The 17,604-nt window shown below is 40.3% G+C and carries 18 protein-coding genes and 1 pseudogene; 8 read left to right on the top strand and 11 right to left on the bottom strand.

Annotation, left to right across the window (positions count from 1 at the left end):
• Window positions 1–380 precede the first annotated feature (380 nt).
• Both D0469_RS14280 and D0469_RS14275 read right to left on the bottom strand, forming a co-directional pair.
• Complete coding sequence (locus D0469_RS14280; RefSeq protein WP_158553489.1) at window positions 381–881, bottom strand: DinB family protein; 501 nt, start codon at window positions 879–881, stop codon at window positions 381–383.
• Between the two features lie 433 nt (window positions 882–1,314).
• Complete coding sequence (locus tag D0469_RS14275) at window positions 1,315–2,043, bottom strand: DUF421 domain-containing protein (RefSeq protein ID WP_117327413.1); 729 nt, start codon at window positions 2,041–2,043, stop codon at window positions 1,315–1,317.
• Window positions 2,044–2,264: 221 nt separating this feature from the next.
• On the opposite strand from D0469_RS14275, the gene pssA reads away from it, so the two are divergent.
• The gene (pssA, locus tag D0469_RS14270; protein ID WP_325048959.1) at window positions 2,265–3,020 is read left to right on the top strand and encodes a CDP-diacylglycerol--serine O-phosphatidyltransferase; all 756 of its coding nucleotides are present in this window, start codon (window positions 2,265–2,267) and stop codon (window positions 3,018–3,020) included.
• 81 nt (window positions 3,021–3,101) lie between these two features.
• The gene (locus D0469_RS21155) at window positions 3,102–3,272 is read left to right on the top strand and encodes a hypothetical protein (RefSeq protein WP_158553487.1); all 171 of its coding nucleotides are present in this window, start codon (window positions 3,102–3,104) and stop codon (window positions 3,270–3,272) included.
• 76 nt (window positions 3,273–3,348) lie between these two features.
• Here D0469_RS21155 and D0469_RS14265 read toward each other — a convergent pair.
• Window positions 3,349–3,492 (bottom strand): annotated as a pseudogene (locus tag D0469_RS14265) (hypothetical protein); the annotation flags it as partial.
• 271 nt (window positions 3,493–3,763) lie between these two features.
• On the opposite strand from D0469_RS14265, the gene D0469_RS14260 reads away from it, so the two are divergent.
• The gene (locus tag D0469_RS14260) at window positions 3,764–4,900 is read left to right on the top strand and encodes a glycosyl hydrolase family 18 protein (RefSeq protein WP_117327410.1); all 1,137 of its coding nucleotides are present in this window, start codon (window positions 3,764–3,766) and stop codon (window positions 4,898–4,900) included.
• 90 nt (window positions 4,901–4,990) lie between these two features.
• On the opposite strand, the gene D0469_RS14255 is transcribed toward D0469_RS14260, so the two are convergent.
• From D0469_RS14255 to D0469_RS14220, 8 genes are all read right to left on the bottom strand, one after another.
• Window positions 4,991–5,251, bottom strand: coding sequence for a DUF1292 domain-containing protein (locus D0469_RS14255; protein WP_117327409.1), 261 nt, complete (start codon window positions 5,249–5,251; stop codon window positions 4,991–4,993).
• A 412-nt stretch (window positions 5,252–5,663) separates the two neighbouring features.
• Entirely contained in the window at window positions 5,664–6,092 is a 429-nt protein-coding gene (locus D0469_RS14245) for an EamA family transporter (protein WP_117327407.1), read from the bottom strand.
• A 219-nt stretch (window positions 6,093–6,311) separates the two neighbouring features.
• On the bottom strand, window positions 6,312–7,478 hold the full coding sequence (locus tag D0469_RS14240) for an iron-containing alcohol dehydrogenase family protein (protein WP_117327406.1): 1,167 nt from the start codon (window positions 7,476–7,478) through the stop codon (window positions 6,312–6,314).
• 151 nt (window positions 7,479–7,629) lie between these two features.
• The gene (locus tag D0469_RS21910) at window positions 7,630–7,755 is read right to left on the bottom strand and encodes a hypothetical protein (RefSeq protein WP_267897314.1); all 126 of its coding nucleotides are present in this window, start codon (window positions 7,753–7,755) and stop codon (window positions 7,630–7,632) included.
• Complete coding sequence (locus D0469_RS14235; RefSeq protein ID WP_117327405.1) at window positions 7,742–8,014, bottom strand: heavy-metal-associated domain-containing protein; 273 nt, start codon at window positions 8,012–8,014, stop codon at window positions 7,742–7,744. The genes D0469_RS21910 and D0469_RS14235 overlap by 14 nt, the downstream gene beginning before the upstream one ends.
• Window positions 8,015–8,028: 14 nt before the next feature.
• Window positions 8,029–8,526, bottom strand: coding sequence for a DUF1641 domain-containing protein (locus tag D0469_RS14230; protein ID WP_158553484.1), 498 nt, complete (start codon window positions 8,524–8,526; stop codon window positions 8,029–8,031).
• Window positions 8,501–11,482: a formate dehydrogenase subunit alpha gene (fdhF, locus tag D0469_RS14225; protein WP_117327403.1), complete on the bottom strand. Its 2,982-nt coding sequence runs from the start codon at window positions 11,480–11,482 to the stop codon at window positions 8,501–8,503. The genes D0469_RS14230 and fdhF overlap by 26 nt, the downstream gene beginning before the upstream one ends.
• Window positions 11,479–12,330, bottom strand: a complete 852-nt coding sequence (locus D0469_RS14220) for a formate/nitrite transporter family protein (RefSeq protein ID WP_117327402.1) — start codon at window positions 12,328–12,330, stop codon at window positions 11,479–11,481. Before D0469_RS14220 ends, fdhF begins: the two co-directional genes overlap by 4 nt.
• A gap of 98 nt (window positions 12,331–12,428) precedes the next feature.
• On the opposite strand from D0469_RS14220, the gene D0469_RS14215 reads away from it, so the two are divergent.
• The 5 genes from D0469_RS14215 (at window position 12,429) to D0469_RS14195 (ending at window position 17,389) form a co-directional block, all read left to right on the top strand.
• Window positions 12,429–12,662 (top strand): hypothetical protein, encoded by a 234-nt coding sequence (locus tag D0469_RS14215; RefSeq protein WP_117327401.1) that lies wholly within the window; start codon window positions 12,429–12,431, stop codon window positions 12,660–12,662.
• A 197-nt stretch (window positions 12,663–12,859) separates the two neighbouring features.
• The gene (locus D0469_RS14210) at window positions 12,860–13,606 is read left to right on the top strand and encodes a hypothetical protein (RefSeq protein ID WP_233523064.1); all 747 of its coding nucleotides are present in this window, start codon (window positions 12,860–12,862) and stop codon (window positions 13,604–13,606) included.
• Window positions 13,607–13,706: 100 nt separating this feature from the next.
• Window positions 13,707–15,170, top strand: a complete 1,464-nt coding sequence (locus D0469_RS14205) for a spore germination protein (protein WP_117327399.1) — start codon at window positions 13,707–13,709, stop codon at window positions 15,168–15,170.
• A gap of 16 nt (window positions 15,171–15,186) precedes the next feature.
• Window positions 15,187–16,281 (top strand): GerAB/ArcD/ProY family transporter, encoded by a 1,095-nt coding sequence (locus tag D0469_RS14200; RefSeq protein WP_117327398.1) that lies wholly within the window; start codon window positions 15,187–15,189, stop codon window positions 16,279–16,281.
• Window positions 16,259–17,389 carry a Ger(x)C family spore germination protein gene (locus D0469_RS14195; protein ID WP_117327397.1) on the top strand — a complete coding sequence of 377 codons (1,131 nt, stop codon included), beginning with the start codon at window positions 16,259–16,261 and terminating at the stop codon, window positions 17,387–17,389. Before D0469_RS14200 ends, D0469_RS14195 begins: the two co-directional genes overlap by 23 nt.
• Window positions 17,390–17,604 lie beyond the last annotated feature (215 nt).

Genomic DNA, 17,604 nt, shown 5'->3' with positions numbered 1-17,604 from the left:
ACACCCCAAAAGTTAGTTTTAACTCTAACTTTTGGGGTGCAGCACCGCAAGGTAATGTGCGGTTCCTTTTGAAGTTTTATTTTTTGGATATCCTCATTTACAAGTGAATTACTGCTGTTTTATTCAAACATAACTAATAATTCTTTAGCTCCACGTTTAAATCATTAATCAAGGTGTCAGCTTCAACTACTGCGGAATCCTCATTATTAAAAACAGATGGTTTTACTCCATCATCTTGTTAAGGTTTGTTATGATAACTAATTAGTAAGCTTTAAAATTTAATGGCATTACCACTCAAAAGCAATTGCTTTTGATGGTAACTCCATAAATTTTATTCATCAATGAATTTTAGCGGTAAACCTGATTATGCTGACGTGATACTATAAATTTGTAAAACAAGGGTCATGTTTGCCTATTTCTCTTAAATAAAAAATATAATCTGTAGATATGCTTTTTTTACCTAACTCCCATAGCATGGCAGTAATATTTCCCCTATGATAGGTACCGTGGTTTGTCAGGTGGATAAAAATATCATCAGTCTTATTTTGGAACTCGGTGCCGGCTGAATTCTTATAAGCGATCTTTTTACTTAGATCCGCATCTTTTAAGAAATCTTCCATCAACTGATACAATTTATTTATTTCGTTCTTTGCATCATTAGCATCTGTGAATACTGCGGGTGCGGCACCGCCCTCCGTGCGTGTGATTCGATTAAACCAAAGTTGGTCCACCGTATAGATATGGCTGAATGTTTCACCGATGGATGAAAATACACTCTCCACTCCTTCGTTAAATACCTCTGGAGAATTATCTGCAATAAAGTCCAGCAGCCGGTTAGTAGCCCAGTTATGATATGAAAACAGCAACTTAGTGTTCGCCACAATATTACCTCCCGTATCTGAAACGATTGAGACTTACTGGTGAATATATGTAAATAATACCACTACTGTGTATTTTTGGTAATTCATAAAACTTTAGGTTAATGATTTTTATATGCATATTGGCGGGACTTGCGATTTATAAATGGAGGAATTGAAAAGCGTAAGCGCTCTGACTAAAGAAAGGCAGTATGTGGGCCACGTCCGATGACGAAGGGCTTTTTATATGGTCCAGCTGGGCAGAGTTTGGTATATGTCTGATAAAAAACCAGTGAATCACTGCTTGAAATAGCAATTAGAGAAAAAATTTTTGAAGCTGTAATTAGCAGACTTAGTTCATCTTGATTATCAAATAAGAAAGGCATCGAGTTTGTAGATCTGCCCTTTTAGCAGAAAAAAGGCAGAGATGGATGCCGCTTTGCCTGAAAGTTATATCCTAATCGCTTTTTACTATAAAAGCCAATTCTTCTTGCGTTCCTTTCGCTGGAAAATCCTGATACATATCCAAATAAAGTCTTCCATTTGTACCTACGACCGCATAGCTTACATCTTTGATCGAGATGTTCCGTCTAGTTAGCTCTTCCTTCAGCAGTGTTCCGTAATCTTCTTTTCCTGGATCCGGTTTGATCATCTTTCCATCCATTATTAACTCTATTGGAAACATAGTTGCTGGGGTTAATATATGTAAATCATTTCTTGTGATATTGCGGTATTGAGGCTTCTTTAGAACCGATAAATCACCGTTCACTTCTAACAATGCATGCTCTACTTCTTCAAAATCGAAAATCCCTTTGTGCCGTAGGGCCTGGGAGAGCGAATCAAAGGAATAACCCATTCGCCTCATATTTGTTTCGAGGACTTGTCCTTTTTCAATAACTGTGGTTGGCATTCCGGAAATCCATTTCCTATAGGTCCGGCTTTTAAGGGCAGTCGTATTTAAAATAATGACAACAAAACCCATTGTCACAAAGGCCACAACAAAATAGAGAAACTTGATTTTAATATTAAATGCCAGATTCCCTGCAATTGTTCCCAGTGTTATGGAGGCGATATATAGGTGGTATGTTTTATGGGAAATGATTTGTTTACCGTATATCTTAATAAATAGCCATAGTAAAATAAAGGCGGTTAATGTTCGTAAGACAATCTCCATTGAACCTGTCATGTTTGTATCTCCCCTGCTGATACTTTTGAATGGTTTGATTCCTTTCAGATATTTTTATTCTTCTTCCCTCCATTCTAAAATATTATCATTTAGCGAAATTCCTTCCTTTTTCAAATTAAAAGAAGCTTTAAACAAAAAAACAGTTAAACTCATTATGTTTACCAACTCAAAAAAGGTTAAAATAATAAGGAAGAGATTAATAAACAAAACAAAGAAGGTGTATGATGAAGAAACATGTCCCCAATTTATTTACTTTCGGGAATTTATTCTGCGGGTTCTTATCCATCCCATATATAATCCATGACGATTTAAGAAATGCGACAATCTTAATTTTTATAGCCATCATGCTGGACGCAGTTGATGGAAGAATTGCCAGGATACTTGGTGTGTCAAATGCGATTGGAAAAGAACTTGATTCGTTAGCAGATATTGTATCGTTTGGGGTTGCGCCTTCTTTCTTGGCGGCACAAACATATTTTTACGATCTTGGTATGACTGGAATTATTATGTCAGGATTATTTCCGCTATTTGGTGCCTATCGGTTAGCACGATTTAATATTACATCTACCGAAGATTCGCTTAAGCATTTTAAAGGAATACCGATTACCCTGGCTGGAGGCATTGTCACCTTCTTAACTTTATTTGTGGGGTCAATTCCGCTTTGGGTGTTTATACTGCTTTTCTATGGGCTTTGCTTTTTTATGGTCAGCAGGGTTAAAATTCCAAGCTTGAAGAAGCTTGGGGTTCCACTTCCAAAATACAGTGTACTCATAACATTATTCCTTTTTTACATGTTCTATTTAGTCTCTAAATCAAGATTTGAAAATGTTCCTGCTTTCTTTTATGTAGCATTGTGTATCTATCTATTGTTTATCATATTAAGATATTTTAAAGAAAAGGAACCTAAATTTGCAATTAGAAGAAGGAACTTCCGGCTGCCAAAACGCCTATTTAAAAAAAAAAATAAGAAACATTGACTTTTTATGCAGCGAATAGTTAAGTCTCTGTTTTATCATACTAAAACAGACAGAAAATTCATTGGAAAAGAGGTCATTGTTATGGTTAATGAAGATAAAGAAAAATTTATCAGGATCCAGCAGCAGCATAAATCCCATCAAAGTGACGGAACAGGAGTGGAGCAGAAACGCGGTTTTGCCGATCCGAAATTTGAAGGCAACAATGGCACTGATGTAGCACCGGGTGCGGAAGGACGGAAATATCCTCTTTAAACTTATATTAAATAATTAACATAAAGAAGAAGCCTGCCTCCTATTAATATGGAAGCAGGTTCTTCTTTAATTTCCGTTATTTACTGAGCCGAACAGCTCCGGCTGAGTTATCTTTCGCTTCGCCGAATAACTGAAATTTCAGATCGTAGTTCGGAACTTTACGCTCAGAATCTGGAATCGATATATTGATATAACTCTTAGTATCCTCAAAAGTTGTTACACATCTTCTCCTGCACCACTGCATTTACATACACATAATCGTAATCATACTCGAATGCAAAATCGCAGTAGCAGTATGTTTCCATTCCAGCTTCGGCCGCTCATGATTGACCAGTATTTACATTCTATTAATCAAAGAATAAATAGTGTTATTTTTATAGGATATTTTTTTAAAAGAATATTTGCCGGTGGATTTTACCAAGATTTAATAGAGTCATTTTTTGTTACAATTTTAGGAGGAAAAAAATAAAACAAAAAGATGAGGATTCTATATGGAGAAAAAATCTTTCCTGTTTGGATTGATAGTTTTAATCATTTTCTGCGGCGGATTTTTGGCCGGGGTTTTATATTCTAAGCATTTCACAATAAAGACTTCTGTGGTTAAACAAGTTCCACATTCGGAGAAAAAGCCGGCTCCTAAGGAAAAACCGGAAATTAAGACATCTTCATCAAAAGTGCTGATGGGCTATGTTCAGGATTTTCGGGATCCAGCTTCAATTGATTATTCCAAGATGACACATGTGATATTTTCTTTTGCCCACCCGGCGAAGGATGGCAGTGTTTTGCTAAATGGTGATATGGCTCTGAAAAACCTAAGGTCGACGGTTGGAAAAGCGCATAAGCAAAATACTAAAGTTATTCTCGCAGTAGGCGGATGGTATCATATACAGGGTGGAGAATCGTATGATTATTTTAAAGAGGCCTTGGCAAACCCGTCTTCTAGAAAAAAGCTTGTTAATGAGCTTATGAGAATAATAGGTCGTGAGCATCTGGACGGGGTCGATATCGATTATGAACATCCCCGATCCAGTGAGGATGCCAGAAACCTGGCCGTTTTCACAAGGGAATTAAGTGAACGGCTGCATTCGCAAAATAAGGAGTTATCAATAGCTGTTTATTCCAAGGTTCATAGTGTTACAGGAGCAGAAGTCAAATCAGTTGTGTTCGAGCCAAGTATGTTTCAGTATGTTGACCATGTAAATATCATGGCTTATGATGGCCAGTACGATGTTGGATACAATGCTGCCTATTTGTCTCCTTTCTCATTTGCTGAAAATGCAGTTAATTATTGGGCTGTCCTGTTTGAAGATCACAAGCTGCCGAAAGAGAAACTTGTGCTGGGAGTCCCTGCTTACGCCCAGCCTGAGGAACAATCGATAAAGCAGGTTTCATATGCTACCATTATCAAAAAAAATCCTGCAAATGGCAAGCGTGACACCGTCAGCATGAATGGAACGACCTATCATTATAACGGAATGGATACAATCCAGAAGAAAACAAAGCTTGCAATGGATCAAGGATTTGGCGGGATGATGCTATGGGAAGCCGGACATGATGCACAAGGCCCGCAAAGTGTGACGAGTGTTATTTCACAAGTGCTGACAAAATCAGAATTGGCATCAAAATAGCAATATTATGTTAAGATCAATCAAGTAAGAGGGGGTGACTAACCCCCTCCTACTTGATTTTAAGCCCATGTAGTCTGGATTTATTAATAATTAATCTTCCATCACTTCTGTAAATGCAGCGGATACCTTGTTAAATTCGTCTTCGCTTTCAATGGCTGAAAATTCGCCATCAGTATCTACTTTTAAAAAGAAAACATCAATTTCTTCATTTTCCTCTTGAATGTCTTCCACAAAGCTAACGGCTGCATACTGTGTACCATCGACGTTTATAACACCGAGTACTTCCACTTCCTGTTCTTCGCCATCCTCATCGGTTATAGTGAAAATTTCGCCCTCTTCAATTGGTTCCATATGTTGCTCTCCTCCCATTATGTAGTTTTTAGCACTACTCTTTATTTTCCCATAAAAAAACAAATTAATGCTTAATAAATGCCAAAATTTCGTTTAGACTCTGTTGCTGGTTATTTGTCGTAACCATTTTGAACCAATCACCTTCATCCTGGATTCTTTGCTTTATGTTTAATATGGTGAAATCGGACGGCAGAAAACTTCTACCTCTTTCCAAGTAAGGGGGTTGCAATGGTTGCCTTTGGCTTTCCGAATGGATCGAGGGTGGAGCCATGAGACAGCCCGAGTGTTGAAGGTTTTGTAGAGGTAGATCCACATGAATGCCAGCTGATAAGGGAGTAATCCAGTAGGGGGCGTAAAATAATGAAATCAGCTTGTGAATCCAAGCTGATTTCCATCCGTAAATATTTTTATTTTAACTTAGTGAAGTTAAAAAAACGCCGAGGGCGATAAGGGCAACTCCGACCCCGTTCACGATACTGATCTTCTCGCCAAAAAACAGAATCGCCGCAACAGTTGCTATGACCACGCTTAGTTTATCAATTGGTGCTACCTGTGATACCTTTCCTATTTTTAATGCCATGAAGTAAAACAGCCAGGATGTCGCCCCAGCTATCCCGCTTAGAATAATAAAAAGAAACGTCTTCTTTTGGTTTATAATTTCAGGAATCTTACCTAAGTTGCCTTCAAAGGCAACTATTCCTACTAAAAAGATAGCCATAATGATGGCCCTAATCGCAGTAGCCGTGTTGGGATCAAAATTTTTTAAGCCAATTTTCCCAAAAATGCTGACCAATGCTGCGGAAACGGCAGCAAGAATGGCGTATATCAGCCAGAGAGGCATTGAATTCACCCTTTCTAATTTGCTGCGAGATTATTATTCGGCCCTTATATTATCCGCATACTTTGGTTTGTTCAATCGTTGAATGGCTAAGAATTTTATTAATGTTATAAAATGGAACATTTTCTTTCAAACTCCACAGATACTGAATAACTGACTAAAACGGCAAAACTGTCATCGTCCCTGAACCAGCAAAATTGCAGCCATTACTTACATAAAAAATTAGTTTTCAGAATGATAGGCTGTTTCAAGTATTTTCCTATAATTTGATGCATTTATAGCTCGAACATTGCTTTTTGTTGATCCGTTAAGGACTGATAATTCAACGATTTTATCAAAGTCCTCTGTCTTAACTCCAGGCAGCTCATTCAATTTGGGTATTGCTAAATTCTCAGTCAACTCTTGTATTCCTATTATCAGTTTATCGATAGCTAAGCTTTCTGTATCCGAATCTTGGGCAAAGTTCATGTATTTTGCCAGCCGGGCATGCATTTGTATATCTTCCTGGGCATTGAATTTCAGGACGTAAGGGAGAAATACCGAATTTGCCACGCCATGTGGGGTATCGTAAAGACTGCCCAACGCTTCCGCTAAACAATGTACAGCGGCAACATCAGCTGATCCAAAACAGAGCCCGGCAAGCAGGCTTCCTTCCTGCATTTTGAAGCGCGCTTCAATGTTTCGGCCATCCCGATAGGCTTCAGGCAAGGCTGAAACAATTTTCTCCATGGCTGATGCACCTAGCGCCCGGGAAATCGGATTTGAAACCTTACAGGTATAGCCCTCAATGGCATGGACCAAGGCATCTACTCCGGTTGCAGCTGTTACTGCCGGCGGCACAGTTTGCGTCAGTTCAGGATCAAGGATAGCCAGCAGAGGTCTAAGGAGAGCATCTTTAAGCGTGATCTTTCGATGGGTTGCCTGCTCTGTAATGACGGATGAGCGAGTGACCTCGGATCCAGTGCCTGCTGTAGTAGGCACACAAATGATCGGTGCAATATTAGTGTAAGGCCTTATTCCTCCTGCATACTCAGTTGGACTGCCGCCGTTAGGTCCAATTAGGGCAATGGCTTTCCCTACGTCCATTGCACTTCCCCCGCCTACAGCTACAATAGCCTGTGCTTCACACTCATTAAAAAGTGCAGCCCCTGCAATACATTCCGTATCCCGCGGGTTTTGTGAAAGTGCGTCAAAAAGAGTTACATTATAGCCTGCATCCTCCAAAGCTTTTTGTATGGGTGAGACAAGGCCTGTTCCCACTACCCCTGGATCACTGACCAATAAAATGGATGAACCCACATTGAACGGCTCTAATATTTGCGCAATTTTTTTTGCGTTTCCTATCCCCATTTCAATTCTTGTATTGCAGAAATAAGAATATGCCTCCATGCATATTGCCTCCTTAACATGAATAGGTTCTCAGGTTGAAATTCGACAATATTTATGAAATTCCTTCATGTAAGACCCCTTGCATTTGTGCAAAGGTTGTTCAATAAAGTCCTAAAAAATAACCTGGCCCAAGGCCAGGTTATTTGATATATTATTCAAATGAAAGGATCCGGTCATCCCTGCAGGTTTCACAAATATGAATCAGCTTTCGGCTATAAGTTTCTTCTTCTGCAACTTCCATTTCTTCTTTAGATCCGCAGATTTCACATACTTTCATCCGATTCACCCCGATCCACTAAATTGTTATTGTCACCTGGGTTATGCTGATCATGGGCAATTTGATACCCCGAGTCCAGGATTGCTTGTTCGAAATCGATGGCGGAAGCCATGCGTTTATCATAGGTAAACATGGCTTCGCCTTTCGATAAGTTTACTTCGGCCCGGGATACTCCCCAGACCTCAAGCAAGGCGTTCATAATTGTATTTGCATCCTCCTGGCTGACCATATCCTTTACAACAAACATACCAGTTTCCAAACCAGCCACCCTTTCTACTCGTCGTGTTTCTTGTTATGCAGGAATGCTTCGCCCATTCCTTCCATAAAATCGACCATTGCTGTCATTGCGGCTCGTATTTCCGGGCTTCGAAGCCTACGTCTCATTTTCCAAATGCTTTGCTTTTCCCCATCTTGTCCGGTTTTCGATAACCGTTTCATCCCGAGTCCGACACCATTCATAACGGTTTCCAGCTGTCCAAGCTGCAGGGTGCTTAAAAATTGGATACCGAACATGCCTGCTTTTATTACATTATGAGTTGCCGGCTGATTAAGCTGCTGCATCGCAATGGCTCCTACTTCTGTCCGATTATCCAACATTCCTCTAAGAGCATCGAAAATACCCATATCATTAAGGCCTTTCATTACTTGGATCCCGGCGATTACTGCATCTTTATTCTCGGTGAGCTGTCTCATCAAATCGGCTGCTGCTTGTGCCTGTTCTTCCTCGACATTTGGAGTTTGCTTGCTAATTTGCCTGATTGCTCTGGCCATATTCATCCCCCCTTAATTGAATTAATTCATCAATCGGTGTGAAATCGGCACGATTCCATTTTTCTTCTACCTTGACGCTTATTTGTGGAACTCTGTTCCCAAAACGGTGGTTATGGTCAGGAAGCGGTGATTCTCCCTCTGCTTCAATCACTTCCATCTTCACACCCATCTCCTTATAGGCAGGTGTGTGTGTAATGTAGTCATGGTAGCTGCTTGTCAGGTAGTTGACCGCCTTGCTGTCATCACGTGTATTCATTGGCAAATAAACTTCGTTGCCTTTCACCCTGTCCGTTACAATTACCCTTACTTCCACATGGCCGTATGGGGAAGTCAGTCCAACCAAAGTGCCGTCCTGCAGATTTCGTTCCTTGGCGAGCTCAAGTGATACTTCGAGCCATGTATCAGGTACCTTATGGGTTAAGCCCTCATTACGATAAGTCATATTCCCTTCATGGAAATGCTCAAGAATACGGCCATTGTTTAAATGCAGGTCGTATTCTGCATCCACTTCAACGGGAGGTGTCCAGTCCACAGCGACAAGACGTGCCTTGCCATCAGGGAATGCAAATTTGTCAGTATATAACAATGGCGTATCTTTTCCGTCTGCTGCTACAGGCCAAACCAGAGACTGGAATCCTTCCAGCCGATCATAGCTGACGCCTGCAAATATCGGTGCGAGGCTGGCGGCTTCGTCCATGATTTCACTTGGATGTTTATAATTCCAATTGGCTCCCAGACGGTTAGCTACCTCCTGGATAATTTCCCAGTCAGGCTTTGAGTCCCCAAGCGGTTCAAGAACTTTATAAAAGCGCTGAATGCGGCGTTCCGTGTTGGTAAAGGTCCCATCCTTTTCAAGGCTAGGTGCAGCAGGTAACACAACATCAGCAAATTGAGCTGTTTTACTGAAGAAGATATCCTGCACGACATAGAACTCTAATTTTTCAAATGCAGCCTGAACATAGTTTGAATTGGCATCCACCAGTGCCATCTCTTCACCGAAAAGATACATTGCTTTTATTTCACCTTTGTGCATCCCTTCAACCATTTGATGATTATCGTATCCTGGTTCTGATGGGATTGCTGTTCCCCATGCTTTTTCATAACGCTCGCGTACCTTAGGGCTCTGGATTGGCTCATATCCAGGAAACCATGCCGGCATTGTCCCAAAATCGCAGGCACCTTGAACGTTGTTATGGCCTCTTAACGGATAAGCCCCTGTTCCAGTCCGGCCATAATTTCCTGTGATTAATAAGAGGTTAGAGATAGCTGTGCTGGCATCTGTTGCACCGGAATGCTGTGTGATACCCATCGCCCATAAAATACAGGTCGATTTCGCTTCATGAATCGATGTGGCAACGGTAATCATTTGTTCTTTTGTGACTCCAGTCTTCTCTTCTGCATATTCCAATGTAAATTTTTCAAGCGATTTAACGAATTCTTCATAGTTGTTAACTCGTTCGTCAAGGAAATCCTTGTCTTCCCAGCCCATGTCGAGGATATATTTTGTAACGGCATTGATCCAGATTAGATCTGTACTTGGTTTCGGATGGACAATCAAATCAGCTCGCTGAGCCAATTCATTCTCACGTAAGTCAACAACGATTAATTTCTGTCCATGCAGCTTATGGGCTCTTTTAATGCGTGTCGCCAGTACTGGATGTGATTCAGCCGCGTTTGCACCGATAACGATAATTAATTCCGCAGCTTGTATATCATGAATGGTTCCTGCATCTCCCCCATGGCCTACGGTTCTAAGTAGTGCGGCTGTTGCCGGGGATTGACAATAGCGGGAACAGTTGTCAACATTGTTTGTACCTACTATGCCTCGCGCCAGTTTCTGGAAGACATAATTCTCTTCATTTGAACACTTGGACGATGCGATAAAGCCGAGGGCATCAGGGCCATATTTTTCTTTAATTCCGCCTAACTTTTCGGCGATAAGATCAAGCGCTTCATCCCACGTGGCCTCAACAAACTCGTCGCCTTTTCTGATTAATGGTTTTGTCAGCCGTTCCTCGCTGTTTACGAAATCCCAGCCCCATTTACCTTTAACACATGTGGAAATTCCGTTTACCGGTGCTTCTTCAAGAGGCTGGATCCTTAAGATATCGCGGTCCTTTGTCCATACTTCAAAGCTGCAGCCAACGCCACAGTATGTACATACTGTCTTCGTACGCTTGATTCGTGACTTTCTCATGGCAGCTTCCACTTCGGAAATAGCAAAGATCTCTCTGTAACCTGGTTCTACCTCTTTTGTCATATCAATCATCGGAGCTAGAATTTTAGGCGGTATTCCTGTGAGATAGCCCGCTTCTCCCAACATCGATTTTTCCATCAAAGCATTACAAGGGCATACATTTACACAATGGCCGCAAGATACGCATGAAGATTCATCGATTGGAACATCATTATCCCAGATAACACGGGGTACTTTACGGCTCCAGTCAATTGTTAGCGTTTCGTTTACCTGCAGATCCTGGCAAGCCTCAACACAGCGACCGCATAAAATACACTGATCGGGCTCGTACCTGTAAAACGGATGTGAATTATCCGGAGGGTATGGCTTTGCCTCAAACGGATACTTCTGGTGTGCTAAGCCCATGTGTTCAACTGTATTATGGATGGTGCAATTTCCATTATTGTTATCGCACACCGTACAATAGAGCTCATGATTTTTCAAAATCCTGGATATTCCTTCATACTGAGCTTCCTGCACCGGCTGGGAGAGCGTTTCTACCTTCATACCTGGCTGAGCCTTTGTTACACAAGATCTAACCAGTTCACCGCCGGCGTTCACGTAGCATGTGTCACATGTCTGGATGGTTCCCAAATTGGGGTGATAACAAATGGCTGGAATAAAAAGGTCGCCAGCTTTTGCGACTTCCAATATGGATTGTCCTGGCTCAGCAGCATATTCCTTTCCATTAATCTCGATTGAAAAATTTGATTCTTTCATTCTTCTGCCTCCCTAATATTTCTGAGCCTAAGGTTTGATTTTGCTGCTTCCTTTCCTGGAACTGGAGTATCACTTGGAGAACCCTCCGCCAAATAAACGAACCAGTAAACAAAGCCCACTAATAATGAACCTCCGACCACGTTTCCCAGAAAGACTGGTATGAAGTTACGTATGTAGTCAAACCATGTTAAGTGTCCCGCAAAAATGGCTGCTGGGATCAGGAACATATTGGCGACCACATGCTGAAAACCGATGGCAACAAACGCCATGATTGGGAACCAGATTGCCAGTATTTTTCCGCTAATCTCGTCGGACCCATAGGAAAGCCACATGCCGAGGCCCACCAGCCAGTTACAGCCAATCGCAGAAAAGAAGGCCTGCCAAAAACTCTCATCCACTTTTGACTGTGCAATGGCGATGGTTTTATCCAAAAAAGGGCCATGTTCCGTAAGGCCTACCAGATGCCCGAATACATAGGCAACAAAGATTGCTCCAATAAAGTTGCTGATAGTAATCCAAAACCAATTGGATGCCAGTTTATTCAAAGTTACTTTTTTTGCCAGACAGGCGATGGATACGGCCATCATATTCCCGGTTACCAGCTCCGCTCCGGCAATAACAACTAAAATGAGCCCCAGCGGAAATACGGCGGCACCTAAAAAGGTGCCAAATGAGCCCCAATTCTCTGGCAGGTTCCCAATGACTCTTATGTCCAGAAGAAACCCAAGAGATATAAAAGCTCCTCCAAGAAAACCGAGAAATAACATGCTCCGGAGCGGGAGCTCTGTTTTCTTTTCACCAAGGTCTGCAGCAATGCCGGCAATTTTCTTCGGCGGGTGAAATCCCATTAGCAACCCTCCTAATCTTTTACAGATAATATTATTTACCGTTTTGGGAAAATTATTTAAAGTTAGCAATATTATATTTGCGAAAGAAGGGTTTCATATTGGATAAGGACAAATTATTTCAAAGGGCTCATTCGATGATTATGTCTTCAAGCAAAAATCCTAAACAAATGACAATATCAACAGTTAAATTGGCGGACATTTTGGGAGTAGAATTTTCAGAGGTTGACCGGGGGTTACGTGAGCTTGTAGAAGAAGGACGATTGCAGAAAGAAAGAATGACAGAACCGCCGCACCATGATTTGTATTTTCTGCCCCAGAATAAGACTTCATGAATGTCTGGCAGTAAAAAAGCGGAACAAAAGGAGTCTCTCTTCTGTTCCGCTTTTTACCGTGTTGCACCAGCTGTATTTTTTAAGTTTGTTCAGAGCATTAATGAACAAGTGATAAAGATCATAGCTTATACCTACAAGTAAAGGAGGCAAATTTTTACATAATACAGGCTTGAATTTTAATGAAAAGGAGATATAACTTGTCACATCAACTTAGCTTTTTAAATCAATACATCGAAAAGATCCGGCAACTGCCGAGGGATCGCCAGCTTACGAAAAAAGATTTATTAACAAAGGAATTTTTGTTGGAGAAAATTGATGATATGGAGATGTTTTTCGCCCCGCATAACGAGTATATAAATCGGGAGGCCAGAATTGTGATTGTCGGAATTACCCCGGGATGGACACAAATGAAAGAGGCATTTGAGCAGGCAGCTTTAAGTATACATTTAGGAGAATCGCTTGAACAGATGGCCAAATCAGCTAAAATGGCAGCAAGTTTCTCTGGAGCGATGAGAACCAATTTAATTGCAATGCTGGATCAGTGCGGTGTTGCCTGCGCCCTTCATTTGGAAAGTTCCGAATCGCTGTTTTCTAAGGAACGCGATTTGCTACATACAACTTCGCTAATCAAATACCCAGTATTCTCCCAAAGTCAAAACTACAGCGGATATCACCCAAGGATAGAGTCTAGCCCCCTTTTAAATAATTATGCCTATGAAGTGTTTCCGCAAGAAATGGAAGAGATGAATCATGATATTCTCATAATTCCGCTTGGCAGATCAGTAGAACAAATCGTACAAACTCTTATTTCAGAAGATAAGCTTAAAGGATTTATTTTAGCCGGTTTCCCCCATCCTTCTGGTGCTAATGGACATCGGAAAAAGCAATTTCAGGAGGGTCTCGATAAGTTCAAGCGTGTAGTGGAAAATTGGTCTGAAAAATGATAAGTCTTGATGAAAAATAACATTGGAATAGATTGCATAAGAACCCGGTAAGAACCAAAAACTATCTCTCAGCAAGAAGTAAAAGTGCGGAGGAACTGATATGGGCTTCTTTAGAAAGAGATATAAAAAGGCTCTCCTTACGAAAGAAAATCAGGAAACACAAGAAAGTGTCTCATTAGAAAACACCATTAATCAATTCCGGGAATGTTCTGATTTAGTGCACAATGCCCTTCCTGAACTTCAAGTGGAGTACTTATATATTGAAAATCTGGTTAATGAACAAAAAGTGAAGGAATATCTCGTTGAACCCTTTGATACTATTAAGTTTCCTGATGTTTCGTTAATCCTCACCGAGAAGAGATATAAGAAAACAGCTGACAGCAGGTCTTTATATAAAGGGATATTAAATGGTGAAGCTGCTATTTTCTTTAAGGATGAGGCATATCTTGTCAATCTTTTTGGACCTGAAACCAGGCCTGTTAATGAGTCGGGTACTGAAACTGTGATCACAGGTCCGCATGAGTCATTCAATGAATCAGCAGGACAAAATATTTCGTTATTGCGCAGGAGAATCAAGAGTTCACATTTGAAAGTCTATAAAGTGTCAGTCGGTAAAGTCACTTTGACAGATGTTTACCTGCTCTATCTTGAGAATGTCGCAAATAAAGATTTTGTCGAAAAAGTAAAACAAAGGGTTGAGTCGGTTGAGACAGACGGAATCTTTGAATCCACTATGCTTGTCCAAATGATTGAAGAAAATCCATACTCTTTCTTTCCACAATTCCTGACTACTGAACGGCCGGATACCGCTTCGTCAAAAATTTTGGAAGGAAAAATAGTGGGTATTACGGATGGCAGTCCATCGGCTTTCATAGCTCCCACTAGTTTTTTTGAATTCTTTAATTCACCGGAGGATTACTACCAAAGATGGGCGGTTGCAACAGCTTTAAGAATATTAAGATACAGTGCATTCTTTATTACTGTTTTTTTCACAGCTTTTTATGTTGCCGTTATTACATTCCATTACGAAATGATTCCCAGAACCTTACTTTCTACATTGCTGGAATCACGCAGCAGGGTGCCTTTTCCTCCCCTTATTGAAGCACTGGTGATGGAATTTACAATTGAATTATTGAGAGAGGCTGGTGCCAGGCTGCCGACAAAGATCGGACAGACAATTGGCATTGTTGGTGGAATAGTCATTGGACAATCAGCTGTACAGGCGGGTTTTACCAGTAATATTTTAATTATCGCTGTAGCCATTTCTGCTATTGCTTCATTTGTCATTCCTAATTATATTATGAGCGCATCCATTCGATTGGTTCGTTTTGGACTTATTATCCTAGCTGGGATTTGGGGGAATTATGGAATAATACTAGGAATAGGTCTTGTCCTTGTCCATCTCAGCGGGATGACAAATTTGGGCAGCTCTTATTTAATCCCTATAGCCCCTATATCAACAGCTGATATGAAGGACATTTTAATTAGAGCTCCTTTTTCCAAGCTCAAAACTAGGCCGTACCAGGCACAAACAAGGAATCCATATCGGCAGAAAAAGAAATGAAAGGAGTGAGGTGCATATGAATGAAAAACTACATTCCTTCCATTTGGCCATTTTAATTTATTTAATTCAGACCGGTGTTACTCTATTTGTGCTTCCAGCTGAGCTGGCGCAGAATTTTGGTACTAACGGGTGGGTGGCGGTAATTATTGGAGCTGCCCTAGTATACATAAATATTTTTTTGATTGGAGCGGTGTACAGACTAGGAAGAGGAAAATCTTTTTTTGCAATAATAGAGGACGGTATGCCACCCATGCTTTCTTATACCCTTTATTTGCTGCTTACCGTTTTATGGAGTTTGATTGGCTGTATTACTGCCAAACAATATATTATGGTTTATCAAATTATTACTTTTCAGCATACACCTGGTTCACTTTTAAAGCTCGGTTATGATGTATTGATTTACACCCTTGTCATTAAAGGGATTTATAATATAGCCAAAGCCTCTACCTTTATTTTTTCAATCACAGTATTTCTGGCGCTGCTGTTTTTCTATTTTATTACCGATATTGAACTGGCTAGATACACTCCTTTTCTTTTTAAGGATGGAGATGGGTTGCTTATTGGGATATTCAAAACTTACATAGCATTCTTGGGTTTTGAGCTATCCATTCTTTTTTTTCCGTATATTAATAAAGAATCAAAGTTTTTCACATCGTTAATTATTGGCAATCTCATTACAACCGTTGTCTATGTGTACACCTGTCTGATCATTTTTGGAGTGTTTGGATATGAATATTTAAAGGAGTTAATTTTTCCTTTGCTGGATTTCTTATCGATCATTAGATTACCTATTATTGAGCGGCTTGAAAACTTACTTTATGCACTATTTGCGCTAAAGGTTCTGATTACATCAGTGATGTTCTATTGGGCAGCAACTGAGTCTGCTAAAAGGATTTTCAGAAATAAAAGTGATAAGACCCTTTCATTTATCCTTATCGCTTTCTCATATTTCATTTCTTTAATCCCAGATAGTTTAGAGCAGGTCAGGAACTGGCTGGATTTTTTAACAAGGTGGGAAATAGGAGTCACATTGTTCTTGCCGGTTATTTGTATAATATTGATTTTGCTAAGATCAAAGGGAAGGAAGCATGCAGATGGGAAAAATTGCTAAGGTCATTTTCGTTCCCATATTGTGCTGTTTAATTGCTGGGTGCACTGACATGAGAATTCTCGAAGACCAGGGAATGATTCAAGCTATCTCTTATGATATGGCAACAAAGGATAAAGGCTCTGATATTGCCCTGATCAAAGTAACTGCTGCCATCCCTCTAATCCAAAAAGATAATCTTCAGAAGATAATCGAATCTACCGCAACGTCAAGCAAAGATGCAAGGATCGAATTTTCTTCACAAACGGATTTAGAGTTAGTAAATGGGCAGCTTAGAACGGTGTTATTCGGAAAAAACATCGCTAAGCAAGGGGTAATAAATCATTTCGACACCATCCTAAGAGATCCTACCATAGGTCTGAGAAGCAACATAATAATTGTGAATGGGAACGCTGCTAAAATGCTTGCTGAAAATTATCAGGAGCAAGAACCGACGTATGAGTTTCTTGACCGCCTAATTGAAAAACAAGTTGACGAAAACATCATACCTGATATAGATATTTTTCAGTTTATGAGAGATGTTAAAGACGATGGAATAGATCCTGTTGCGCCACAGTTTATCCAGCGTAAAAATCATATTGATACTGATGGAGTTGCCCTTTTTAGAGGAGAGCGGTATGTAACAAAAATTGATGCTTCTAAAGGTACTCTTTTTTCCATACTCAACAAGAAAATGATAAACAATGGGCAATTGAATTTTGACTGGCCTGCATCGCAACAAGGGGATGCAGAGTTCGCAGCATTAGATATAAACAACAGCAGAAGACATATTAACGTTTATTCTTCTCCTGGAAGCAATCAGTTTACTGTAGACATCTCGATTAAAGTGAAAGGTTCGATTACTGAATATATCGGTACGAAAAATTTGGATAATAAAAAGTACAGAGATGGTTTAGGCGAAAAGATGGCAGAGTCCCTTGAAAAACAAACTCAGGAATTGGTGATATTTACACAGAAACACAGTGTTGACAGCATAGGAATTGGAAAATATGTTCGCAATAGCATAAGTTATAATGAGTGGAAAAATCTCGATTGGCGCAAAGTCTATCCTGCTATTCAGGTACATTGCAGCGCAGAGGTAGAAATTAGGGATTATGGCCTTATCCACTAGTGACATCTTTATTACGACAAAAGCGTTACAGGAAGGAAGATTGATCGAAATCGGCTATTCCTTTGAATAAGCAACGAAGTTAAGAAACAGCCGATTTTAGCACTAACCGTTAATAACTCATGAACAGAAAATAGCCGCTATCAATTGAATAGCGGCTTTCCCAAGTTATTTAATAAACCAGGCTTTAGCCATTTTGTCATGGATAACTTCATACA

Source organism: Peribacillus saganii, assembly GCF_003429095.1.
Classification (GTDB): Bacteria; Bacillota; Bacilli; order Bacillales; family DSM-1321; genus Peribacillus; species Peribacillus saganii.
The sequence above is the reverse complement of the archived record's forward strand: the minus strand, read 5'-3'. Positions and strand labels throughout refer to the sequence as shown.